General features: G+C 67.6%; 13 protein-coding genes. 10 read left to right on the forward strand and 3 right to left on the reverse strand.

Going from position 1 to position 24358, the window contains the following annotated elements; genetic code table 11:
* The first annotated feature begins 12 nt into the window (after window positions 1–12).
* From Pla175_RS21470 to Pla175_RS21515, 10 genes are all read left to right on the forward strand, one after another.
* On the forward strand, window positions 13–420 hold the full coding sequence (locus Pla175_RS21470; protein WP_145290426.1) for a hypothetical protein: 408 nt from the start codon (window positions 13–15) through the stop codon (window positions 418–420).
* Between the two features lie 63 nt (window positions 421–483).
* Window positions 484–2574, forward strand: a complete 2091-nt coding sequence (locus Pla175_RS21475) for an SUMF1/EgtB/PvdO family nonheme iron enzyme (RefSeq protein WP_145290429.1) — start codon at window positions 484–486, stop codon at window positions 2572–2574.
* On the forward strand, window positions 2571–3479 hold the full coding sequence (locus Pla175_RS21480) for a phytanoyl-CoA dioxygenase family protein (protein WP_145290432.1): 909 nt from the start codon (window positions 2571–2573) through the stop codon (window positions 3477–3479). Before Pla175_RS21475 ends, Pla175_RS21480 begins: the two co-directional genes overlap by 4 nt.
* A 5-nt stretch (window positions 3480–3484) precedes the next feature.
* A complete protein-coding gene (locus Pla175_RS21485; RefSeq protein ID WP_145290435.1) occupies window positions 3485–4927 on the forward strand; it encodes a DUF3748 domain-containing protein in 1443 nt (480 codons plus the stop codon).
* An 8-nt stretch (window positions 4928–4935) separates the two neighbouring features.
* Window positions 4936–7383, forward strand: coding sequence for a family 16 glycosylhydrolase (locus tag Pla175_RS21490; RefSeq protein WP_197527050.1), 2448 nt, complete (start codon window positions 4936–4938; stop codon window positions 7381–7383).
* Window positions 7376–8902, forward strand: a complete 1527-nt coding sequence (locus Pla175_RS21495) for a sodium:solute symporter (RefSeq protein WP_145290442.1) — start codon at window positions 7376–7378, stop codon at window positions 8900–8902. Before Pla175_RS21490 ends, Pla175_RS21495 begins: the two co-directional genes overlap by 8 nt.
* The gene (locus tag Pla175_RS21500; protein WP_145290446.1) at window positions 8899–9870 is read left to right on the forward strand and encodes a dihydrodipicolinate synthase family protein; all 972 of its coding nucleotides are present in this window, start codon (window positions 8899–8901) and stop codon (window positions 9868–9870) included. Before Pla175_RS21495 ends, Pla175_RS21500 begins: the two co-directional genes overlap by 4 nt.
* A gap of 67 nt (window positions 9871–9937) precedes the next feature.
* Window positions 9938–12667 (forward strand): sulfatase-like hydrolase/transferase, encoded by a 2730-nt coding sequence (locus Pla175_RS26255; RefSeq protein WP_197527051.1) that lies wholly within the window; start codon window positions 9938–9940, stop codon window positions 12665–12667.
* 151 nt (window positions 12668–12818) lie between these two features.
* Entirely contained in the window at window positions 12819–13886 is a 1068-nt protein-coding gene (locus Pla175_RS21510) for a glycoside hydrolase family protein (protein WP_197527052.1), read from the forward strand.
* 2046 nt (window positions 13887–15932) lie between these two features.
* Window positions 15933–16307 (forward strand): hypothetical protein, encoded by a 375-nt coding sequence (locus tag Pla175_RS21515; RefSeq protein ID WP_145290454.1) that lies wholly within the window; start codon window positions 15933–15935, stop codon window positions 16305–16307.
* 645 nt (window positions 16308–16952) lie between these two features.
* On the opposite strand, the gene Pla175_RS21520 is transcribed toward Pla175_RS21515, so the two are convergent.
* The 3 genes from Pla175_RS21520 to Pla175_RS21530 all read right to left on the reverse strand — a co-directional run bounded on the left by Pla175_RS21520 (window position 16953) and on the right by Pla175_RS21530 (window position 24158).
* Window positions 16953–18359 (reverse strand): DUF1501 domain-containing protein, encoded by a 1407-nt coding sequence (locus tag Pla175_RS21520; RefSeq protein ID WP_145290457.1) that lies wholly within the window; start codon window positions 18357–18359, stop codon window positions 16953–16955.
* 119 nt (window positions 18360–18478) lie between these two features.
* Complete coding sequence (locus tag Pla175_RS21525) at window positions 18479–20755, reverse strand: DUF1549 and DUF1553 domain-containing protein (protein WP_145290460.1); 2277 nt, start codon at window positions 20753–20755, stop codon at window positions 18479–18481.
* Window positions 20756–21512: 757 nt separating this feature from the next.
* Entirely contained in the window at window positions 21513–24158 is a 2646-nt protein-coding gene (locus Pla175_RS21530) for a hypothetical protein (protein WP_145290463.1), read from the reverse strand.
* Between the last annotated feature and the right edge of the window lie 200 nt (window positions 24159–24358).

The raw sequence follows: 24358 nt of genomic DNA on the forward strand, positions 1-24358 counted from the left end.
CCAACCGGAGCCTTGCTCGCGCTTTCCATGGCGGCGGCGATTGCCGGCTGCGACTCGGGGCCGCCGCGCTACTCCGTCACCGGACGCGTGCTGTGCAACGGCGAGCCCGTGCCGCAAGGAAAGCTGATCTTCACCCCGGACAGGACCGCCAACAACTCCGGCGGGCAGGGGGTCGCGATCATCGAGAACGGCAGGATTCGCACGCAGAGCGATCGCCGGCTGGTCGGGGGACCCCACTGGGTGCAGATCATCGCCACCGACGGTAAGGCGTACGACGGCCCCGAGGGCCCCGTTTCGGCCGGCAAGGCGCTCTTTCCGATCGTCGACGCCCAGGCGCCGCTGCCTCAGGCCGACGCCGAGATCGAGATCAATGTCACCACCGGTCGGGGCGATCCGAAGGCCGAAGTCACCGTGAAGTAAATCGACACGTAGGTCGATCGCAACCACGCATCACCGCCCGTCCTTCTGTTCTCCCGCTGCGCTATGTCTCGTCGTTGGCACCTGCTGGTCGCTCCGCTCTGGACGTCCATTTGCATCCCGTCGCTCAGCGCCCCCTCGGCCGCTGGCGCGGCCGAGGCGCAGCCGGGCGCGCAGGCGATCAGTACGGTCGCGATTGAGCCGGGCGAGTTCATCCAAGGTGACGACCAAGGCGAGTTCCACGAGCGTCCGGCCCACCGGGTGCGAATCACCCGCCCATATCACATCGCCACATCCTCGGTCACCAACGCGCAGTACGAGCGGTTCGATCCAACGCACGTCGATCTCCGCGGCCGCGACGAGGTGAGCCGCGGCGACGACGAGGCGGTAGTGCACGTCTCCTGGGAGCAGGCTGGCGCTTTCTGCCGTTGGTTGTCGGACCAGGAGGGCCGCAATTACCGCCTTCCCACCGAAGCGGAGTGGGAATACGCTGCCCGCGCCGGAACGACCACGCCCTACCACACCGGCGCGTCACTCGACGCGTCGTTCCACCGCAATCAAGGCGAGCACTCGAATCCCGTCGCGGTCGACCTGACCGTCGGCCAAACTCCCGCCAACGCCTGGGGGCTGCGCGACGTGCACGGCCTGGTCGAGGAATGGTGTGCGGACTGGTACGGGCCGTATCCGCGCGGCGCCGTGGTGGACCCGGTGGGGCCAGTGGCGGGAGATTTCCGCGTGAGCCGCGGCGGCAGTCACTCGACGCCGTTGGCCTTCCTGCGCTCTGCGGCGCGGATGGGGACGCTCCCGGAGGACAGCCACGCGATGATCGGCTTCCGCGTGGTACAGGCCGAACCGGTGACGACCCAACCCTCGCGCGTCGTCAGCCCCACGCCTGCCTGGGCTAGTGGAGTTGATCCCTCGCCCCGCGATTGGACCAAGCCACGGGTCGACGACACGCCGCGATTCGCCGTGCCGACCTCGTCTGTGAACATTCCTGCGGGCTCCGACGGCCCGTTGTACTCCCACCACAACCACTGCCCGGCGATCACCGTCTGCCCCAACGGCGACCTCTTCGCTATTTGGTACACCACGCGGCGGGAGCCGGGCCGCGAACTGGCCGTGGCTGCTTCGCGGCTCCGCTTCGGTGAGACGGAGTGGAGTCCCGCCGCCCCGTTCTGGGACGCCCCGGGCCGAAACGACCACGGCGATGCGTTGTGGTGGGACGGCCGGCAGACGCTCTACCACTTCAACGGCCTCGGCGCCGTCGGAACCTGGGCGAACCTCGCCCTGGTCATGCGAACCAGCACCGACAACGGCGTCACTTGGTCGCCCGCGAAGCTCATCAACACTGAGCACGGTCTTCGCAACATGCCGATCGCCAACGTTGTTCGCACGCGCACCGGGAAGATGGTGCTCTGTTGCGACGCAGTCACCGGCGGCGACGGCGGCACGGCCGTGCACGTTAGCGTCGATGGCGGCCGCACCTGGAACGACCCCGGCCGCGGCCGTCCGGCGCCCGTGTTCGCAGAGGGTGAAACCGGCGCCTGGATCGCCGGAATCCACGCGGGGCTGGTCGAGCTGAACGACGGCCGCTGGCTGGCGCTGGGGCGCGGCGACGCCATCAACGGGCAGATGCCGAAGAGCGTCTCGGCCGACGAAGGAGAAACGTGGCGTTATTCGGCCAGCGGCCTGCCGGCCATCGCCGGCGGGCAGCGGTTAACGCTGTTGCGCTTGAACGAAGGACCGCTGCTGCTGGTTTCCTTCACCAACCCACGCCCGAAGCCGGACGCGGCGTCGACCGGCGGGATGGAGTTCACCGGGGCTGATGGGAAGCGGTTCACCAGCTACGGCATGTTTGCCGCGCTGTCGTACGACGAGGGCCAGACGTGGCCGGCCCGCAGGCTCGTCAGCATGGGGGGCGAGCCCCGCACGCTGGACGGCGGCGCCTGGACCGGGAGGTTCGAGATGGACGCGTCGCACGCCGAACCCGCCGGCTACCTCGACGCCAAGCAGTCGCCCGATGGCCTGATCCATTTGGTGAGCTCGAAGTTGTCCTACCGGTTCAATCTCGCTTGGCTCCAGCAGCCGACCGACGCGCCGGCCGGCCAGTCCCACCGCGCCGAGCCCCACCCACCTACCCTAGGAGCAGAAACATGAGCACTTCGTACGCTATAGGCGACCGATGCTTCGAGGCGGACGGCAAGTACCTCGCCCTCGAACTGCCCGACAGCAGCCCGCTGCTGGGCGACCCGGCGGCCCTCCGGCAGCGCCTGAGCGACGACGGTTTCTTGTTCATCCGCGGCTTCCACGACCCCGATGCGGTGCTTGCTGCACGCCGCGACATGCTCCATCGGCTTGCCGAGCGCGGCATGCTCGACCCCAACCAGCCCGAGTCAGATGGCGTGGTCGCGGCGGACAAGCGGGCGGGGGCCACCTCGTCGGTCCGGGGCAACGACTACTTGAAAACCCCGTCGGTGCGCGACGTGCTGTACGGCCCGCGGACGATGAAGTTCTTCGACGAATTGTTCGGTCAGGCCGCGACCCACTTCAACTTCGAATGGCTGCGGGCGGCGCCACCCGGCGCCGGCTCCCCCATCCACTGCGACATGGTCTACATGGGCCGGGGGTCGCAACGCCTGCTGACGCTGTGGACCCCCTTCGGCCACATCACGCCGGAGATGGGCCCGCTGGCGGTCTGCCTCAACTCGCACCGCTGGGACGACGTGATCGCTACCTACGGCCGCGACGACGTCGACCGCAATCGCACCCGCGGCGTCTTCTCCGACGATCCCGCCGAGCTGGTCGACCGCTTCGGGGGCCGGTGGGCGACCACCACCTTCGAGCCGGGCGACGCGGTGGTGCTGTGCATGTACAACCTCCACGCGTCGTTGAAGAACCAATCGGACCGCTTCCGCATTAGTTGCGACACCCGTTACCAACCCGCCAGCGAACCGCTGGACGACCGCTGGGGGGGCGACCCGCCCCGCGGGCACGAGGTGTTGTGGAGCGACGGCGTCGAACTGGAGTCGGTTGCTCAGTCGCGCGTCCGGTGGGGGATCTAACCCCGATGTACACTCAGACGTATCGGGCTACGGCGCCGCAGGCCGGGGGGGCGCTCGCGCACGTCAGCCTCGCGTTGCTGGCGCTTGGCCTAGCGCCCACTACGTCGCGCGTCGAGGCCGAAACAGTGCAAACCGAGCGCCAGATCACAACCGCCCCGGGCAATCACCTGCTCACCAACACGGGTGTGTGGTCTCCCGACGGAGAGTGGATCTACTACGACATGCGCAGCGACGCGGCCGGCAGCGTTTTTGACGGGCAGAGGATCGAGCGTGTAAGGGTCGCGACCGGAGAGGTCGAGGTCGTTTTCGTGTCGCGGGCGGGCGCCTGTTGCGGCGTGGTGACCGCCAGCCCCGTGGATGACCGCGTCGTCTTCATCCACGGCCCAGAGAACCCGACGGATGACTGGTCGTACACGGCGTGGCATCGACGAGGGGTGGTCGTCCACGCAGACGGCGGCGCTCCGGCCGCGACCCTCGATGCGCGGGACATAACGCCCCCGTTCACGCCGGGCGCCCTGCGTGGCGGCACACACGTCCACGTGTTCAGCGGCGACGGCCATTGGGTGAGCTTCACCTACGAGGACCACGTCCTAGCGTCCGCGGATGACCCGCACGCCGAGAAGCACCAGCGGAACGTCGGCGTCGCGGCGCCGCTGGGCCACGTGAGCCCCCCTAAGTCGCACCCCCGCAATCACGATGGGATCGCCTTCTGCGTGCTGGTCACCGAGACCGTTGACTCCCCGCGGCCCGGGACCGACCAGATCAATCGCGCCTACAGCGACGCCTGGGTCGGCGCCCACGGCTACGTTCGGCCCGACGGAACCCGGCAAGCGCGGGCGCTCGCCTTCCTGGGCGACGTGGCCTCGCCAGATGGCTCGCCAGTGGCCGAACTGTTCGTCGTCGATATCCCCAACGACGTAACCAAGCCGGGCGCTAGGCCGCTGGAAGGGACCGCGACGACCTGGCCGGCGCCGCCGCTGGACGCTTCGCAGCGGCGGCTTACCTTTACCACGTCGCGCAGCTTCCCCGGCCTGGGCCCCGTGCGCCACTGGCCACGCAGCAGCCCCGATGGCGACCGGATCGCCTTCCTGATGCGTGACCGCTCGAGCGTCGAACAGCTCTGGCTCATCTCACCCAACGGCGGCGAGCCGACCCAGCTCACGCACAACGCCTTCCCGATTGAGTCCGCGTTCACATGGCGCGCCGACGGCGGCGCTATCGCCTGCGTCGCCGGCGGCAGCGTCTGCGAGGTAGACACTACGACCGGCGAAACCACCCGGCTTACCGGCCCCCGCGAGTCCGCGGGCCCCCCCAGGCCCGAGGCGTGTGTTTATTCACCAGACGGGCGCCGCATCGCCTACGTCCGCGAGGTCGCGAACGGCGCGGGCGTTGCCAATCAGGTTTTCGTCGCCACGACCAGACCGGACGGGGCGCAGAAGCTCCCTTGATCTTCCGCATGCACAGCCGCAACGCCGCAACCCTTCTGATCCTGCTTGGCGGGCTTTCCGCTACGTCCGGCCACGCGTTGGCCGCGCCGCCGGCCGGCTACCAGTTGTTGTTCGCGGACGAGTTCAACGCAACGACCACGCTCGACTCGATGAAGTGGCTCGACAGGTACCCGTGGGGACGCACCCACAACCACGACGCGTACGCCGCCCCCGAGAACGTCGTGCTCGGCGACGGCACATTGACGCTGCTGGCGGAGCGCCTGGCCCAGGGAGGAGAACCGTTCACTTCGGGGACGATCTCAACCGGCTACTCCAAATTCACGTTCACTGAGGGGTACGCGGAAGCGCGGATCCTGCTGCCGAGCACCCCCGGTTCGTGGCCCGCGTTCTGGGGGCTGTACACCGGCTGGCCACCCGAGTCGGACATCATGGAGTTCCCGATCTTCACCAGCGGCGACACCAAGACCGACTACCACGTCTCCTGGCACTACAAGGCCCCCAACGGCAGCAACGCCTCTTCCGGAGGCTTTAAGGACCCCTCAGGCGTGGGCGACCTCACCACCGCCTACCACACTTTCGGCATGGAGTGGAAGAAGAACGACTTTGTGAAGTACTTCTTCGACGGCCAGTTGGTGCACACCTTCGACAACGACGCGGAGATCGCCGAGATGCAGCACATGTATCTCATCCTCAACTACGCGGTAGGCGGCTGGCCCGGCACGCCCTCCACCAGCCAGTGGCCCGTTGGCCACACGGACGAAACCAAGATCGACTGGGTCCGCGTCTGGCAGAAAACCGACCCCAACACGCTGCACGAATGGACCCGCGCGTCCAACGGAAACTGGGGCGACAACGGCAACTGGAGCGGCGCCGCCCCGTCATTAGGAACGCAGATCGCCAGATTCGGCCAGGTCAATGCGGCGACCGTCAGGGTCGATTGGGCCAACCTACGCACCGTGGGCTCCCTGCTGCTGGAGGGCTCAACCCGCTACACCATCGGCACGGGCGACGAATCGCTGAAGTTCGCCGGGGCGGACCAGAACGCGTTGTCGCAGATCTTTCTCACAAACGGCCCGGGGGCGACCGATCACGTCATCAATTCTCGAATCGACCTCTGGAGCCAGCTTGCCATCCGCAACAGCGCGCCGGCGGCTACGCTGACCATCAATGGCGACGTGGTGGGCTACGGCGCCATGAGCCTCAACGGCCCGGGCCTGATCCGCATGAACGGCCGGGTCTACAACAACGCGTCGATCACCCTGAACAGCGGCGCCAACGCCGAAGTGAACGGGGGGCTCTACCGCGACAGCCCCCCACCCGCTGACACCCGGCTCGCGGTGGGCGGCGGCGGAACCGTCGCCACGCTCACCATCGCCAACCTGAACTACGCCAGCGCGCTGGGGTTCCTGCCAAACGACCCGGCCCGCTTCGTTCTCAACGCCGGCCGCGTCAGGCTGACCGGCTCGTCGACGATGACGCGGGGGTTCACCATCGACGCGGGCGGCGCCACCTTTGAGACAGCCGCCAACGCGGTCGTCAACATCGCCGACGACCCGCAGAACGCCGGCATGGAAGTGGTCACCAACGCAGCCGGCACGCTCACACTCGACGGGGCCGGGATCGGCGTGTGGGGGAAGGAGCTCCACGGGCAGGGCGCCCTGACCAAGGCGGGCGCCGGCTCGTGGAACATCACGTCCGCCAACTACTACGCCGGCACCACCGCGGTTGCGCAGGGCGAGCTGGTGGTCAGCGGCAGCACCGGGTTCGGCGCCGCGACGGTTGCGGCCGGCAGTCGGTTGTCGGGTGCCGGGCTGGTGCGGGGCGACCTGGCCTCGGCCGGCGTCGTCGCCCCGGGGGCGCCGAGCGGGCAACTCACCGTGGGGGGCGCCTACCAACAGCACGCGACCGGTGAACTGGAGATCGTCTTGAGCCCTGCCTCGGTCGACTCCCTCAAGGTGCTGGGCGAGGCCAACCTCGCGGGCGCCCTCAAGGTAGTCACCAGCGGTGGGTACCTACCGCAACAAGGCGCCTCGTTCGAACTGATTTCCGCCGCGGGCGTGACCGGCGAGTTCCAGTCGGTGCTGTTGCCGGCGCTTGAGGGCGGGTTTTCTTGGTCGCTGCAATACTCGACGGACTCCGTTGTGCTGCGGGTCCTATCGGCCTTGCCGGGAGACTACAACCAGGACGGCCTGGTGGACGCCGCCGATTACACCGTGTGGCGCGATCAGCTCGAGAGCGTCGGGGCGTCGCTGACGGCCGACGGCGATGGCGACGGCAGCGTCGGCACCTCCGACTACCACCTCTGGAAAGAACACTTCGGCCAGTCGCTGGCTTCGGGATCGCCCGCTGAGGCCGCCGCGGTTCCCGAGCCTACCGGCCTGTGCCTGATCGTGGCGGCGGGGGTGGGCCTGGGCCTGCGCCGCCGATGGAGCCTCCGGACGGGTCGCCATGCCTGAAGGCCTACCGGTCCTCGACCTGTGCGTGCTCGTCGCCTACGTGGCCGGCGTGGTGGGGTTGGGCTGCGCCATGATGCGCAAGAGCGGCAGCACTGACGAGTTCATGGCGGCGGGCAGGTCGCTCCCCGGTTGGGCGGTCGGGCTGTCGATCTTCGGCACCTACGTCAGCAGCATCAGCTTCCTTGCCAACCCCGGCAAGAGCTACGCCAGCAACTGGAACCCCTTCGTGTTCAGCCTGTCGTTGCCGCTGGCGGCGTGGATCGCGACCCGGTACTTCGTGCCGTTCTTCCGCAGCAGCGGCGAGGTCTCGGCGTATACCCACCTGGAGCATCGCTTCGGGGCCTGGGCGCGGACCTACGCGGTGATCTGCTTCTTGCTGATGCAGCTTGCTCGCGTGGCCACCATCCTCTACCTGGTCGCGCTGGCGCTCGCACCCATGTTGGGGTGGAGCATCCCGATGATCATCGTGGTGACGGGCGTGCTTGTGACCCTCTATACGCTGATGGGGGGCATCGAGGCAGTGATCTGGACCGACGCCCTACAGAGCGTGGTGCTGACGCTCGGCATGGGGGCGGCCGTGGGGGTAGTCATGTGGCAGATGCCCGGAGGGCCGACCCAAGTGTTCGAGATTGCCGTGCGGGACCACAAGTTCAGCCTGGGGAGTTTTGGCGCGTCGCTGACCGAGTCGACCTTCTGGGTCGTGCTGCTGTATGGCTTGTTCATCAACCTCCAGAACTTCGCCGTCGATCAGACCTACGTTCAGCGCTACGTCACCGCCAAGAGCGACGCCGCGGCAAACCAGAGCGTGTGGATGGGCGCGCTGCTCTACCTGGTGGTCTCAGCGCTGCTGTTCTTGGTCGGCACGTCGCTGTACGCGTTCTACCAAGTGCAGCCGGGGCTGCTGACGGACGCCTCGGGCGGCACGATCGCCGCGGACGCCGTGTTCCCCCACTTCATCGCGTCGGGCCTCCCCGCCGGGCTTTCTGGGCTGCTGATCGCCGCGGTGCTGGCCGCCGCGATGAGCAGCGTCGACTCTAGCTTGAACAGCGCCGCCACGCTGTTCCTGTGCGACATCTACAAGCGTTACCTCCGCCCAGACGCCGGCGAACGCGAGTCGATGCGTGTGCTGTACGCCACCACGCTGGTATGCGGCGTCGGCGGCACGGGGGCGGGGCTGTGGATGATGAACGCAGAGCAGGTGCTCGACGTCTGGTGGCAACTGGCCGGCGTCGCCGGCGGGGGTCTGTTGGGGCTGTTCCTGCTGGGGCGGATGTCCCCCAGGGTCCGCGGTCCGCACGCCGCCGCCGCCGTGGTGGTTGGGGTGTTGGTCATCCTGTGGATGACGTTCTCGCCGATGAAGCTATGGCCTGCCGAACTCGCGGACATAAAGTCGCCGCTCCACGGTTTCTTGACCATTGTCTTCGGAACGACTTCGATACTGATCGTGGGCGCTGTGTCCGCCCTGATCTGGCCCGGCACGCCGGGCCCCCTCCACCAACCCGAGCCATCGCCGCGATGAAGCCCCTCTGCCCCACGCTCCCCGCGCCCCTCTGCGGGATCGTCCCGCCGCTGCTGACTCCGCTGGCCGGTCGTGACACGATCGACGTCGCCGGCCTCGAGCGGCTCATCGAACACACGCTTGCCGGCGGCGTGGACGGGCTGTTCCTGCTCGGCACGACCGGCGAGGCCGTGTCGCTTACCCCCGACTCGCGGCGGGAGCTGGTCCGGCTGGCGGCCGGCTTTGTCGCGGGAAGGGCGCCGGTGCTCGTAGGAGTGACCGATAACTCGGTCGCGGAGACGCTCGCGATGGCCGACTACGCGGCAGACGCCGGCGCCAACGCGGTCGTGGCCACCTCGCCGTTCTACGTCCCGCTGGAGCAGCACGAGCTGGTGTCGTACATCCGCACACTCGCCGATGCAAGCACGCTGCCGGTCTTCCTCTACAACATGCCGCGCCTGACGAAGACCTGGTTCGACGTCGCCACGGTCGAGCGGCTGATGGAGATCGACTCGGTCGTGGGGCTCAAGGACAGCTCGGGCGACCTGGAGTACCTGGCCGCCGTGTGCGCGCTCGCCCGCAAGCGTGCGGGGTGGTCGGTGCTGGTGGGGCCCGAGGACCTGCTGGTCCAAGCGGTCGGTCTGGGCGCCGACGGCTGCGTCGGCGGGGGGGGCAACGTCTGGCCACGGCTGCTGGTCGATCTCTACCAGGCCGCCGTCGCGGGCGATGGGCCAACGGTCGATAAGCTGCAAAGTCGCCACGCAGAGCTGAGCCGAGTCTTCGCCTACGGCGGCTACGCGGCCAGCGCCATCCGCGGCTTGAAGTGCTCCGCCGAGCTGATGGGGCTTTGTTCCGGCTTGATGGCCGAGCCGTTCGAACCCTGCACTGCGCCCCAGCGGGAGGCGATCGAGCGGGTGCTGCGCGGCTCGGGGCTGTTGGCCGCGGGCGACAGGCGTCCGCACGCGATGTCGCAGGACGCCGCCAAGTAAACCTGCGTCCCCACAACTGAGACTCCGCGCCGCTTGGATTCCCCATGAGCTAGAACAGGAGCCTGCCTTGATCGAGACACGCTACACCAGCCTACTGAGCCCCCATCGCCCGACCGCACGTTGCTTGGGCGTCGTGCTCTTGCTTTCTGCCTGCGCATCGGCGAACGCCAAGGAGCCCGCGCGAGCCGACTTCTCCAAGGCGCCCGGGGTGGTGATCGACCACGTCCCGGCCAGCGCAGGGGTCTACATCGGCTCGCCCAGCCTCGTGGTGCTCCCCAGCGGCGAGTACATCGCCTCGCACGATGAATTCGGTCCGAAGTCGTCCGAGCACAGCCGGGCGGTCACGCGTATATTCCGCTCGACCGATCGCGGCGAAACCTGGGCGCCCATCGGCAAGGTGGACGGCCAGTTCTGGTCGACGCTGTTCTACAACCAAAAGGCGCTCTACCTGGGAGGGGCGTGGAAGCACCACGGCAACCTCATCATCCGCCGCTCCGACGACGGCGGCGTCACCTGGACCGAGCCGACCGACGCCGCCACCGGCCTGCTGGCCGAGGGGCAGTACCACTGCGCGCCTCAACCGGTGGTGGTGCACGAGGGGCGCATCTGGCGCGGGATGGAAGACGCCGGCGGCAGCAACACCTGGGGCGAGCGGTACCGACCCTTCATGATGTCGGCCCCGATCGACGCCGATCTGCTCAGCCGCCAGAGCTGGACCTTCTCCAACTACTTGCCGATCGACAAGGGCTGGATCGACGGCAAGATGCGGGGCTGGCTAGAAGGGAACGCGGTGGTGGCCCCCAACGGTCAGATCGTCAACATCCTCCGCGTGGCCGCGACAGGGGTCGGAGGAGTCGGGGCGCTCATGCGTGTATCCGACGACGGCAAGACGATCTCGTTCGACCCCCAGGAGGGGTTCATCGAGTTCCCCGGCGGCGCCAAGAAGTTCACCATCCGCCACGACCCCGTTTCGGGCCGCTACTGGTCTCTAGTGAATTGGGTGGCGCCGGAGGACGAAGGCAAACGCGAGCCGGGCGGCATCCGCAACACACTGGCGCTCACCAGTTCGGTCGACCTGCTGGACTGGAAGATCGAGCGCGTGGTCGTGCGCGACCCCGACCTCGAGCACGGCTACCAGTATCCGGACTGGCAGTTCGACGGCGACGACCTGATCGCGGTGGTGCGGACCGCCACCGACGACGGGCTGGGGGGCGCGCACAACTACCACGACGCCAACTTCCTGACGTTCCACCGCTTGGAAGGATTTCGAGACCCGCCGGTCGACAACCGCCCGCAGGGGCAGCCACCGCAAGAACAGGGGGCTGACGCACGCCTCCGACCGCGGACGGGGGGCGCGACGCCCCGCAATGTGCTGTTTATCATTGCGGACGACCTCTCGTGCGAGCTGGGGTGCTACGGCGCCGCCGGTGTATTAACGCCCAATCTCGACCGCCTCGCAGCACGCGGACGCACGTTCTTGAACGCCTATTGCCAATCGGCCCTTTGCAACCCGTCGCGCGCTTCGCTGATGACCGGACTACGTCCCCACGAGCTGGGGGTCTGGACCAACTCCCCCCACTTCCGCGAAACCTCGCCCGGAGTCGTCACGCTTCCGCAGTGCTTTCAATCGCATGGGCGGCACGCGGTGGGCATCGGCAAGGTGTACCACAACTACGGCCAACGCCTCCACGGCGACGCCGCTTCGTGGTCGGAGCCTCAGGTGAACCATTGGGGCGCCCACTTCCACGACTGGTTTGTCCCCGGGCGCGGCTCCGTGCTGCACGGCGATTGGGCCAAGGCCGAAGCTGTGCAGCGCGCCGACGTTCCGGACGACGCCTACATCGACGGCCGCAGCGCCTCCCTGGCGACGCAGAAACTCCGGGAGCTCAAGCAGGTCGGCCAGCCGTTCTTCATGGCCGTGGGCTTCTGGAAGCCGCATCTGCCTTTCAATGCCCCCAAGAAGTACTGGGATTTGTACGACCAAAACAACCTGCCCCCGCCTCCTTCCGACGGCCCGCCGTCCGCGGCGCCCGCCATCGCGTTGCACAATTCTCAGGAAGCCCGCAGCTACACCGATGTCCCCGATCGGGGGCCGATCCCCGCGGGCAAGCAACGCGAGCTGCGGCACGCCTACCTGGCCGCCATAAGCTACGTCGACGCCCAGGTGGGGCGGGTGCTGGATGAGCTGGACCGCCTCGGGATAGCGGAGGATACGGTTGTCGCGTTTTGCTCCGACCACGGCTATCACGCTGGAGACATGGGGCTCTACGGGAAACTTACCAACTTCGAATCGGGGACGCGCACGCCCCTGATTATCGCGGCGCCCGGCATGGCGGCGCCGGCGTCTAAGACTTCGGCAATCTGCGAACTGCTCGACCTCTACCCGACGCTCGTGGAAGTCTGTGGGCTCCCCGTTCCTGCTGGGCTCTCGGGGCGGTCGTTGTGCCCGGTGCTCGACGACCCCGAGGCGACGGTGAAGCCGTACGCGTTGAGCCAGATCACGCGGCCCGTTTACGTTGAGAAGGCAGTCGACGCCATTGGGTCGTCGCTGCGAACGACGCGGTACCGCTACACCCGCTGGAGCCAGGGCGCCGATGGGTCGGCCCGAGTCCCAGGGCCGGTGATCGACGAGGAACTGTACGACGTTCGGCGAGACCCCGGCTTCGCCCAGAACGTCGCCGGGCAAGCGGCCTACGCCGAAATGCTTGGCGAGGCCCGATCGCGGCTTGCGGGGTGCTTCGCCGGGGGGGCGGCTCCCCGGGCGCCGGCGGTCAACGGGGCTGGCGTCTCAAACTAGCGGGGGCTCGGGCTTGCCGCTGCATCGCGGCCCGCTCCGCGTGCGGCCAGACCCGCACGGCATGGCTCTCCGGAAGCGATGAGCCAACCACCAACGGGCAAGACCCTGAGTCGCCCTCCGAGCCACCATCAGAATGATCAACAGCATGCGCATGATTCTCCCACGAATGCTAGTCGGGCATCTAACGGCCGTCGTTTGCCTGTCGGGCATCGCGACCATCGAGTCGAGGGCCGAAGCCCCCCCCTCGATGGGCTTCGCCACGGCGCCGGCCGGGGCGTTCGATATCGAGCACGCCCCGGCGCCGCTGTTCCGCGACCCCATGTTCGACGGCGCTGCCGACCCGTCGATCGTGTTCAACCCGGAGGACGGCAGCTGGCTCATCTACTACACCCAGCGCCGCGCGGGGTTGATCTGCCCGGGGGTGGCGTGGTGCTACGGCACCAAGATCGGCATCGCGAAGTCGACCGATCAAGGCCGGAACTGGAAGTACGTCGGCGCAGCGCGGGGCCTCGACAGGGGGACGGACATCGACACCTTCTGGGCGCCGCATGTGTTTCTCCACGAAGGGGTCTATCACATGTTCGTGACCTACATCGCGAATGTCAGCGAGGACTGGAGCGGCCGGCCCTACTTGTTGCACTACACCAGCCCGGACGGGTTGTCGTGGACGTTGGCCGACGACGTCGACACCGGCTCCGACAACATGATCGACGCCGCGGTGGTTCGCCTCCCCGACAAGCGATGGCTGCTCGTCTTCCGCGACGACACGGTGGGCGTGAAAACCGCGAAGTGCGTTAGCGAAGACCTGCGGACCTGGCGGCGGCTCGACGACGTCACCGGCGACAAGCCGCACGAGGGGCCCGTAATGCTGGTCTGGAAAGACAAGTACTGGCTGCTGACCGACGACTGGCAGGGGTTGGGCGTTTACGTGTCGGACGACGGCATCCACTACCAGCGAAACACCACCATCCTCAGCGGCACGGGGGTGCGTCGCGACGACTTCGGAGACGGCAAGCACCCCGGCGTAATGACCGTCGGCGACCGGGCCTTCGTCGTCTACTTCACCCACCCGGGCCGCAAGCCGGGCGTGGCCGAGTGGGAGGCAGACAATGTCGCCTCCTTCGACTTCAAACGCTCGAGCCTGCAAGTCGCGGAGCTGGGCGTCGACGACCAAGGGCGGCTGACTTGCGACCGCGACAAATTCGCGCAGCGGCCGTAGCGCACCGGCGATCGCACGCGTCGTAGACAGCGCCCGACGGTTGCCGCGTGCGTCTGACTCGCGGCACGCCTCCCCGTTGAGCCGTTCTCGAAACGCCCGTGTCAACAGTTGCACGGGCCTCCGACCGACGTTTCACGACAAGCAGGGCGGCGATCGCTGGACCCGCACGGGCTAATCTCTTCGGCATCGGCTCTACTTCCTATGCGTTCGGTCAGCTCGGGTCCGTGTGGATCGCACCCCAGTTGGCGCCACGCGCTGCAGTTTTTAGCAGACCCCGTTCACATAACTGGTCGGAACTTGGGCCGCTCTACGAGAAAGCCTTGGCAGGTGGTATTTCTCGATGCAGGTAACCGGCACGCCCGCCGTGTCTAGCGCGTGGTGATTCCCCGGCACTTTGTCGTGCTTTGCAAGGGACCGAGCGGTAGGATCGCCAAGCGTGCCATTTGTCAGGGGGCGCTTTCAGGCCCGATACGGATGGGCGCGTCAAGATCGCCATGAATGTCGATCAATTCTTCGTGCTGGCGGCTGCATCAGCCGCGGCGGCCGAGGGGCTAGGCTAAGTCCCCGCGGTGGACATCACCTCCCTCAGATCCGGCGCCCGCGACGTTCCCCGAGTCGGACCATCCGGTTGGGGGGGTGCTTCCGACCAGAAGCCGCAGCGGTGCTGGAGACCTCTGTAGTTGCGCCGACGCACCGAGGAGGGGCGGCGGGGCCGTTCAAGGCCGTGCTGGCCACTCGTCCCGCCCGAGGATGTGGCTCAGTGACCGCCGGGTCTCTTTGGGGTGGCAAGGCGATGGCGTTTCCCGGGCCCCACCGGGGGCCGCTGAGCACCGCGGGTCTGCCCGGGGCAGCGACCCCAGGGCCCAAGGGGCCCAATCCAGCCCACAGACGCGTAGCGTCAAGCGGCTGGCGAGGGCCGGGCGGGCCCGGTCCCGGACCTCCGCCCCGCCCCAACGGCAGCGGCGAGTTCCACGGCGGCTTGCCGAGCCGCGACTTCAGCTCGAAGATCGTCGCCTCCAGTTCCGCCGGTCCTCGCCGGGGTGCGAACGGCAGCCGCGCAAGAGATGGCGTGAATCCGAAGCCGCTAACCGCTAAAACCACCTCACGCCGATTGCCCCCCGCGCTGGGCCGCACTCCCGCCGTCTACTGGCCATAGGCGGAGCCTTCTTAGAACCAAGCTAGACGGCCCGGATCATGGTGAAGCTAATCGCTTGGAACATCGCTCGCCGGGCCGAAGCATGGCGGTACCTTCTGGACACCGACGCCGACGTCGCCCTGCTCCAAGAGGCCGCGGCGCCTCCGGCTGACGTTGCGCGGCGGCTCGATATCGATCCAGCCCCCTGGCAGACAGCTGGCGCTGGAGTGAACCGGACCTGGCGGGCGGCGACGGTCAGACTCTCCAGCCGAGTAGAAGTACAGTGGGTGGAGTCGAAGCCGGTGGCAGACGCCTCACCCGGCGAACTGGCGGTAAGCCGACCGGGCACTTTGTCCGCAGCGATCGTGACGCCCCCAAACGGCAGGCCCTTTGTGGTCGCTTCGATGTACGCTCCTTGGGAGAGGCCGCACGCCACAACCGAAAGCAGATAGATCTACGCAGACGCGTCGGCCCATCGCGTCATCTCCGACCTTTCAGCATTAGTGGGCCAGCAAGAGGGCCATCGGATAATCGCGGCGGGCGATCTCAACCTCCTGAACGGGTACGGCGAGCATGGGAACGCGTACTGGGCAGACCGGTACGCGAGCGTCTTCGCGAGGATGGAGGCGCTGGGCCTGCCCTTCGTGGGTCCGCAGGCGCCGGCGGGCCGACTCGCCGAACCTTGGCCGAAAGAATTGCCCCGGGAGAGCAGGAACGTCCCTACGTACTATACGACCCGCCACACCCCGGCCACCGCCACACGGCAGCTCGACTTTGTGTTCGCTTCGAGGGGCTTTGCGTAGCACGTGCGCGTGCGTGCGCTGAACGAGGTTGAACGGTGGGGCCCCAGTGACCATTGCCGCGTCGAGATCGAGGTTTCATGATCATGGCGGCACGACGACCGTGTACCAATGGTTTCTGCCGGCCGTCGGCTGCGCGGCCCGCCGCTGGACTGGAGTGTTCGGCCCAAATGGCTGGTGGCGATGCGGATGGTGACGTTCGATCAACTGATGGCGATGTGGGCGTGGGACGCGATCCCCAACTGCCCGGGCAGGTTCAAGCTCAGCGGCGGGCCTACGGCCCTGCTCGTCAGTGACCTAGTCGGGTGTGACGTTGAACTGCGTACCTATTCGGCGCCACCGGCCAGAGACACCATTTTCGTCGCGGTGCTCGGCGACTTCGGGATCATCAGCTACAGGCGTGCTGACGGCCTGTTTGTCCATACCCTGAACACGCCGGCCGGCCTCCAGCGTAAGCTGCTGAGCCTTGGCATCACGAACCAGTAGCCATGGGCTATTCCTGTTGCCGCCGAAGTGCGTCTTCAAGCCGACCAAGCGGGCGCTGGCCGAAGTGGAGCGTCGGCGCAAGTGGGTGACGGCCGCTCGGCCGCGGGTTGACTTGAGTCAGGCGTTTGCCGCACAAGGAGCGTGCCCTTGCTAGTAGCAGGTGCCGCGTTGCCAATCTATAGCGAGCGCAAGGTGGTAGACCCGGAGGCCGATCTGAGGCCCCCACGCGCCCACTGGGGCGCGGCTGGGCCCTTGCGCGGCTTGGAGAGCGCCCCCGCGGCTCGACGCGCCTGGGCGCGCGCAGCGCGCTGTGGGCGCAGGTGACCGAAGCGGCGCCCACAAGATCCTGGTGTCATCGAGCAGCTCTTCGCAGCCCAGGTCCACTCACCGCGACCGGCAGGCCCCGCCCGTCAGGGCCCCCGCCGACTGCATCGGCTGGAGCCCAGCATGATGTCTCTACTGCTCAACTCCCTGTCCTGGATTCTTAGGCAGCGAAGGAACTACCGGGGCCCTCGGAGCGTCTGTCGCAGAGGCGACCACTTCCTCGGCTCATCGAACCACTTCCCGCGACAACTCGGATGACGCGAGCCATCACGCTGACGCTTCTGTTGCTGCTCTATGCGTTCTTGCCCCGCCCGGCGGCCACTACGCCAGGATCGGCGTGATGACCTCGCCTGACACGTCGGTCAGGCGGAAATTGCGTCCGCTGTGGTGGTAGGTCAGGCGTTCGTGCTGGATCCCCATCAGGTGTAAGACCGTGGCGTGCAGGTCGGGGACGCTGACCGGGTGCTGGGCGACGTGGTAGCCGAAGTCGTCGGTCTCCCCCACGCTGGTCCCCCCAAGGACGCCGCCGCCGGCCATCCAGACCAGGAACCCGTACGGGTTGTGGTCGCGACCGACCCCTTTTTGAGAAACGGGCAGCCGGCCGAACTCTCCCCCCCAAACCACCAGCGTTGTTTCGAGTAGGCCTCGCTGCTTGAGGTCCTTCAGCAGCGCCGCGACCGGCTTGTCCGTCATCCGCGCCAGCTCGTCGTGGTTCTTTTTGAGATTGTCGTGGGCGTCCCAGTGGTCCGCAGGGTAGGCCTGCACGAACCGCACGCCACGCTCCACCAGCCGGCGGGCCAGCAGCAGCTTCTGGCCGTAGTCGCGGGTCGGTTCTTCTTCCATACCGTACATCTGCTTGGTGGCCGTGGTCTCCTCGCTCAGATCAACGGCGCGGGCCGCCTCGAACTGCATACGGTACGCCAGCTCGAAGCTGGCGATGCGGGCCTCGAGGTCGCGCTCCGCCGGGTGGGCTTCCAGGTGCTGCTGGTTGAGCCGCAGCGCCAAATCGAGTTGGGCGCGTTGCTGAGCGTCGGAAAGATCGGCGGGGCGGCGGAGGTTAAGGATTGGTTGGTCCCCGCCCCGGAAGGTAGTCCCCTGAAACGCGCTCGGGAGGAACCCGGCGCCCCAGTTCAGCGCGCCCCCCTTCGAGCCAACTTGCTTGGGTAGTACCACAAAGCCGGGCAGGTCTGTGTTCTCCGAGCCCAGCCCGTAGGTGACCCAGGCGCCCGCGCTCGGGAACCCGGGACGGGCGTACCCGGTGTTCATCTGGTACATCGCCGGGGCGTGGCTGTTCGACTCACAGTGCATGCTCTTAATAAACGCAATGTCATCGACGCAAGCCGTGATCTCCGGCATCACGTCGGAGACCCACGCCCCCGATTCTCCGTACTGCGCGAACTTGTAGGGCGACTTCATCAGCGGCCCGGGGCTGCCGAAGAAGGGATCGACCCCCGGCAGTTGCTGGCCGGCGCGGCGAGTGAGCATGGGCTTGGGGTCGAACAGGTCGAACGCGCTCGGCCCCCCTTCCTGGAAGAGCCAGATGATCGACTTCGCCTTGGGAGCGGTGCGGGTCGGCTTGGCCCGAGCGGGGTTAGCGACGGTCGAAGCAGACGCCCCTCCCCCCATCAAGTCGGCCAGCGCGAGCGCCCCCAGCCCCATGCCGGCGCCGCGCAGCATGTCGCGCCGCGATAGGAACGAAGATTGGCCAGAGTTGCAGAGGTTGGGCATGATTGAAATCGTCAGAGAAAGGTAGGCAAACCACCAAGGACGCCACGGCGCACGGAGGACGCACTGGTGCTTCCTTTTCCTTCGTGCTTCTTGGCGTCCTTTTTGGTTGGGTTTTCTTCCTAGTCGATGTAGTGAAACTCGTTCAGCGCGAACAGCAATTGACACATATCTGCCAGCGCCGCCTGCTGCTTTCCCTCCCGCAAACCGGCCTGTTGCTCGAGGAACGCCAAGCACTCGGCCCGCTCATCCACGGTCGGTGGGCGGTTGAGGGCTAGCTCGTAGGCGCGGTCGAGCTGTGCTGTCGGGTCTGCGCCCACTTCGTTTACCACGCGCTCGGCGAGTCGGGCGCCGCAGTCGCGGACGAACTCGTTGTTCATCAGCAACAGCGCCTGGGGCGCCACGGTGGTCTGAATGCGGCAGCCGCAGCTCGCGCTGGGGTCGGCGCCGTCGAAGGTTTGCGTCAGCGGGTTGGGGACGGTCCGTTTCACGAACGCGTAGACCGTGCGGCGGTAGAGCTGCAGGCTCTCGGTCGCCGTGCTGGGGTAGGGTTTGGCGACCATCGAGAGCTGCATTACCTTGGGGATCGGCAGCCGGACGGGGGGGCCGTACATCTCGTCGTTCAGCTTGCCCACGATGAGCAGCATGGCGTCGCGGAGCGCCTCGGACTCCAGCCGCACCGCGGGCTTGCGGCTCCAGAGGCGGTTCTCGGGGTCAGATCGGGCGGCCTCGGGCGATTGTTGGCCGGTCTGGCGGTAGACCGCGCTCTGCATGATGAGCCGGTGCATCGCCTTGAGCGACCAGTGCCGTCGGACCAGCTCGCCGGCGAGCCAGTCGAGCAGCTCGGGCGCAGCGGGCGTATCGCCAGCGATGCCGAAGTCGCTCGGGGTGCGCACCAGTCCCTCGCCGAAATGGTAGTGCCACAGCCGGTTGGCCATCACGCGGGCCAGCAACGCGCCGCCGCCCGCATCGACGTCGGTCATCCAGTGCGCGAGTGCGGCACGCTGGTGGGTGGTCTTCGCCTCGGCGGGTCGCTGCAACGATACGAACTGCGTGCCGGTAAGGGCGTGCAGGAAGGCGTTTGTCGGGACCGGCGCCTCGGGGTTCTCGATGCTGCCGCGCGCCATCAGCGGGCTCGGGGTCGGCTGGGCAGACTGATCGACGTACACCAACGCCTTCGGCGGGGCCGGGGGCTGTGCGGCAATCACCCCCCGGTGTTCGGCCAGCAGCCCGTCGAGCCGCTCACGCATTGCAACGGGCGCCGCGTCGCGGAGCGGGCCGGCCAGGCTCACAAGCAGCGCCCGCCCTCCGCCCAGCAAAGCGTCGATCTCCAAATACCGCCGCTGGGCCTGCTTGCTGAGCAGCTTGTCGCCGCGGTTGATCATGATCTGGCGGAGACGCGCCTCGGTCAGACTCTTGCCTGCCGGCCCCTTCGGCCGAATCTGTTCCAGCAGCGCGAGCGACTCCTGCTCGATTAACCTCCGCTGCTCGGCGACGAGCCGGGCCGCTTCGGGGCCACTCATTTCCACCCACTCGGCCAGCGCGTGGTCCAGCTCCGCGCTGCGTGTCCGCCAAGTGGCGAGCTGCTTTGCTGCGTCGCGGTCTGTCAGCTCTCTTTCGCCCCGCGCGCCGCTCAGGAAGACGCCAACCAGGCCGTAGTACTCCGCCTGCGTGACCGGGTCGTTCTTGTGGTCGTGGCAGCGGGCGCAGCCGACGGTCAGGCCGAGCATCCCCGAGCCGACGGTCGAGACAATGTCGTCTAGCTCGTCGTAGCGCGTGATGAGGCGGTTGGTCTTGGTCCCCTCGATGCGTTCCTTGGGGCCAACCGCGGCCAGGCCCGTGGCTGCCAGCGCGTCGGGGTCGCCCGGCGCCAGCTCGTCGCCGGCGATCTGCCAGCCGACGAACCGGTCGTAGGGCATGTCGGCGTTGAGGGCGCGGATCACGAAGTCGCGGTAGTGGTAAGCGCCGGGTGTGTCGTCGTCGTAGCGGTAGCCCATGCTGTCGCCGTAGCGGGCGAGGTCGAGCCAGTGCCGACCCCACCGCTCGCCGTATCGCGGGCTAGCGAGCAAGCGATCGATGAGCCGGTCGTAGGCGTCGGTCGCCGGGTCGGAGACGAACGCCTCGACCTCTTTGGGCGTAGGAGGCAGCCCGTGCAGGTCGTAGGTTGCGCGGCGGATCAGCGTGCGGCGATCGGCCTCGGGGTTGGGCGTCAGCCCCGCCGCCAGCTGGCGGGCGCGGAGGAAGCGGTCGACTTCCGTCCGCGACCAAGCGTCTCCCGAGGTGATCGGCGGCGCAGGGTCGCGAAGGGGCTCAAACGCCCAATGCTTGGCGTCGTCTGCGCCCCGCAAGAGAGCTGCGGGCAGCAGCACGAAAACGGCAGCCGATCGAAGCATGGGCATCGCAATTGCACCGCGGGAGAAGAGGAGACCGCGTCTGACCTCGATTCTAGCGACGTGGCGCCTCGTTTGTCACGTCCACATGGCGCTTGAGGCATCGGAAATGCGCCACTCCACGTGGGGGTTGCCCACCCCGCGGGGGGAGTCATGTTGCACGTTCTGAACCGAATATACTCGAAGGGAACGGCTTGGTCGCTTCGGTGGATGCCGAGTAGCCCCAACCAATCCAATCCAAGAGAGGCCGCCCCTGATGAAAGGCGCTACATTCACCACGCCCAAGGGCGAGATCCGCGTCAGGAGCCGCGGGATGAACCAATCAAATTGGGCGCTGGCCGCAACAGCGGTGCGCTCGAGCCGGTCCCGCGTGGTGGCATGCCGGCGCTAGCGAGAGTCGGTCGCCGCATCGCGAACCTCTGGCCAGCCGAAGGCGGCAGATCTGGAGGCCGACCTGAGGCCCCCACGCGTGCAAGGCGGCGCACCCGGGCCCTTGTGCGGCAGGAAGGGCGGCAGGGCGGCCCAACGCGCCTAGGCGCGCGCAGCGCGCTGTGGGCGCAGGTGGCCGGCCTAGCTCGCGTTGATGCACCAGGCAACAAGTCCTTCACGATACGGGCGGGGTCCTATGGCGCCCAGAGCAGGAGGAAGGCCAGAGCCTTGAGGTCCACCACAGACCAGAGCGCCGGCTCAAACCCGCCTCTTCCTTTGCGTGGCGTCGTGATCGCCATGACGCGTCGGGGCGCCCCCAACGACACCGTTGCGTGCGTTAGCCCACGATATTCGGCCACCGGCGAGCGGCAGCCACCGCCGCAAGCCCCACCCCCAACACCAGCAGCCACCCCGCCGGCTCAGGGACCCCTGTCGCGCCGCCGACCGCCGGCGCCACCATGCCGAAGTTGATCCTCCACAGCAGGTAGTCGATCTGGTTGACGGTTCGATCGTGGTTGGCGTCGGCGGCCAGGTTGACGCCGGTCAGCAGGAACGAGTCGCGCCAAACAGTGTAGTCCGCTGAATCGACGACGCCGTCCGCGTTGTAGTCGCCCGTCAACGAAGGGACCACGACCAGCGTTAGCGCGGTTGGCAAGTAGTCCAGATGCCAGTCGAGCAGTCGCCCCAGGCTCGGCAGCGTGCTGTGGGTCAGCAGGCTGGCCACGCCGCTCGCCGGGATGAAGCCCGCCTGCACGAACTCAATGGTGTCGCTCAGGCTGGGGGCGTAGCCGCCGAGGAAGTTGATTTCAAGCTCGCCTAGGGTGGCGGATCCGCCGACGGTCAGCCGGTCGTACGCCCCCGGGGCGGCGCCGGCGACGTCGATGGCGAGCTTGCCGCCGGGCTGATCGTAGCTCAGCGTGATGTCGGTGTCCCCCACCTGAGCAATGCCCCCGGGCGCGAGCACCCCACCTTGATTGACGAGCTCGCCGTCGAACTGGTTGACGTGCAGGACGCCTCCCTGGAACCGCAGCCCGTAAGGCGACCCGGCGCCCGGCGCGACCGACTGAATCCTGTCGGCCATGAGCGTCCCGTCGATCAGATTTGCCGTGCCCTGCGCCCAGAGGTTGAGCGTCGAGACGACGCTCAGCCGAGAGTTGTTGTCGATGGTGATCGACCCAACCCCGCCGGCGGCGCCCGGGAGCATCCCCGCAATCGGGTTCCCCTGGCTCCCGATCTGCATGGTTTGGACTCCCCATTGCGCGTTGTCTAGCAGCACGCTCCCCTGGGTGGTGTCCCCGGGCGCGATTGCGCCAACGACAGAGGTCAGGTTCCCGTTGCGGATAGTTGCGTGTGGGGTCCCTCCATGAGGCGCGACCTCGAAGTGCAGCGCCACGTCCCAACCATTCCCACCGAGGTCGAATACCGTGCCCCCCTGACGGACGCTGACGGCTTTGTTCGCGTACGCCCCCGCGGGCGCGGGCGGGAAGTTGACCGTGTACGACGCGCCCGGGGTCGTGGCGCGGCTGAAGATGAGGTCCTCCGACGGGAGGGGGGTCGCGCCATGCAGGGTCTGCCACATCGTAGCGTCGTCGATGTTTCCACTGTTAGCGTCCGCCCAGCGGGCGTCGTCGGGGAGCGGGACAATCAATTCGGTGACCTGAGTCGCCCACTGGGTCGAGTTCTTGGCAAACTCCTGGGCCGTCCAAAAAATGTTGGGGTCGGCCGGGTCGAGGGTCGTGGCGCTGTAGTCGCCCCAGCGGTTCTGCCCCGCCCCGCTGAGCCGGACGTAGTTGTCGAGGCCCGCCCGCAGCAGCATCGGTGGGTTAAACGTGGTCACGCCCGCTGCGGTCTTCCCCACGATGGCGTAGCTGCCGGCGAACTCCGACGTGCTTGTGCCGGTGACGCCGATCACCACCTCGCCCGTAGGGCTCACTGCGATCGACGGGAACGTCAACGCCCGCGAGGCGGGATCGACAATCACTTGGCTCTCTAACACGCTGTTGTTCGCCAGGTCGATCCGCAGGAACCGCACCGCGGCCAAACCCGCGTCCTCGATCGACTGCACGGCGTACAACTCGTTGCCTCTGAGCACCAGGTTCGCGCTGAACCGCGAATCGTTTGCTTCCAGGTTTGGCACGCCGGGCGCGCCGGGTTGGACGACCGACGGCGGCTGCGAGGCGCCCGCCACCGCGACCTGCCCTCCAGGGACGAGCTGCGGCACGCCCGGCGGCCCGTGGATGAGCGTGCGCTGCAACGTCCCCGCAGCGGTGTTGAACACGGAGAGCAGCTCCAGGTCGCGGCCGAACGTGTTGCTGTCGTCGATAGCCACTTGCGGGGTGAAGCCGGTCACGGCCCCCGCCACGTCCTGGAACAACGCCATGTTCGCGATGCTCGGCGAGGGCAGCAGCAGGTCGGCCTTGGGGAACGCGGCGAGCGCGGTGCGGGTCTGCGGCGCCGAGAGGGGCGGCATGTTCGACGAGATGAACACGGCGTCGGCGTTGTAGGCCAACATTGGGAAGTCGGCCCAGTTGCTGTCGTCTGTGTCCGAGTCGATTGAAAATCCCGTCCAAGACTGCGTAGGGTCGGACGAGTCGGAGACGGCGAACAGAAAGTTGTTTGCGGCCAAGCGGGCGTCCACCGCCACGGCGTACCACCGCCGTGCGTGCGGATCGTAGACGACCCGCGGATCGAACGGGGTCGAGATCGGCGTGACCCCGGCGTCGATCCAGAACTGCCGGATCCCCTTGTTCTGGACGGCGAGCCCGTCACTCTTGTTGTAGATCTTGAACTTGTCGTTGTTTAACTCGACGAAGTGGTCCACACCCGCCGCGCCCATCGTGTCCGCCGGTATCGGCTGGGTTAGCAGGGAGTACGTCCCCTCGAAGTTTCGGCCGACCATGACCGGAACGGGCTGGGCCGCCAACCGGGCCGCCGCCGAAAGAAGCAGCCCAAAGGCTGCGCCAAGTAGCACCGACCTGTGCATGAGAGGCCCTCCCACGTTGAGCGCAGGACGCCGGTATTGGGCGCCGCAGCGCGACGGCGTCGGCCCCGCCTAAATCGACTTGCGTTCAATCAACACGAAGGCGGGGGCGGCCAGCCGCAAGCAAGCTACCGCGCGCCGCCCCGCCGCGTCAACGAGGCGACGGGTCCGGCGATTAGCCGGTTAGCGCACGACCCTCGGAT

This window comes from Pirellulimonas nuda, assembly GCF_007750855.1.
GTDB lineage: Bacteria > Planctomycetota > Planctomycetia > Pirellulales > Lacipirellulaceae > Pirellulimonas > Pirellulimonas nuda.

What these genes read in the sequence shown, in the direction of transcription:
- Pla175_RS21475 (WP_145290429.1), top strand. Translation starts at nt 484, where the DNA reads ATGTCTCGTCGTTGGCACCTGCTGGTCGCTCCGCTCTGGACGTCCATT.
- Pla175_RS21480 (WP_145290432.1), top strand. Translation starts at nt 2,571, where the DNA reads ATGAGCACTTCGTACGCTATAGGCGACCGATGCTTCGAGGCGGACGGC.
- Pla175_RS21485 (WP_145290435.1), top strand. Translation starts at nt 3,485, where the DNA reads ATGTACACTCAGACGTATCGGGCTACGGCGCCGCAGGCCGGGGGGGCG.
- Pla175_RS21490 (WP_197527050.1), top strand. Translation starts at nt 4,936, where the DNA reads ATGCACAGCCGCAACGCCGCAACCCTTCTGATCCTGCTTGGCGGGCTT.
- Pla175_RS21495 (WP_145290442.1), top strand. Translation starts at nt 7,376, where the DNA reads ATGCCTGAAGGCCTACCGGTCCTCGACCTGTGCGTGCTCGTCGCCTAC.
- Pla175_RS21500 (WP_145290446.1), top strand. Translation starts at nt 8,899, where the DNA reads ATGAAGCCCCTCTGCCCCACGCTCCCCGCGCCCCTCTGCGGGATCGTC.
- Pla175_RS21510 (WP_197527052.1), top strand. Translation starts at nt 12,819, where the DNA reads ATGATTCTCCCACGAATGCTAGTCGGGCATCTAACGGCCGTCGTTTGC.
- Pla175_RS21515 (WP_145290454.1), top strand. Translation starts at nt 15,933, where the DNA reads ATGGTTTCTGCCGGCCGTCGGCTGCGCGGCCCGCCGCTGGACTGGAGT.
- Pla175_RS21520 (WP_145290457.1), bottom strand. Translation starts at nt 18,359, where the DNA reads ATGCCCAACCTCTGCAACTCTGGCCAATCTTCGTTCCTATCGCGGCGC.
- Pla175_RS21525 (WP_145290460.1), bottom strand. Translation starts at nt 20,755, where the DNA reads ATGCCCATGCTTCGATCGGCTGCCGTTTTCGTGCTGCTGCCCGCAGCT.
- Pla175_RS21530 (WP_145290463.1), bottom strand. Translation starts at nt 24,158, where the DNA reads ATGCACAGGTCGGTGCTACTTGGCGCAGCCTTTGGGCTGCTTCTTTCG.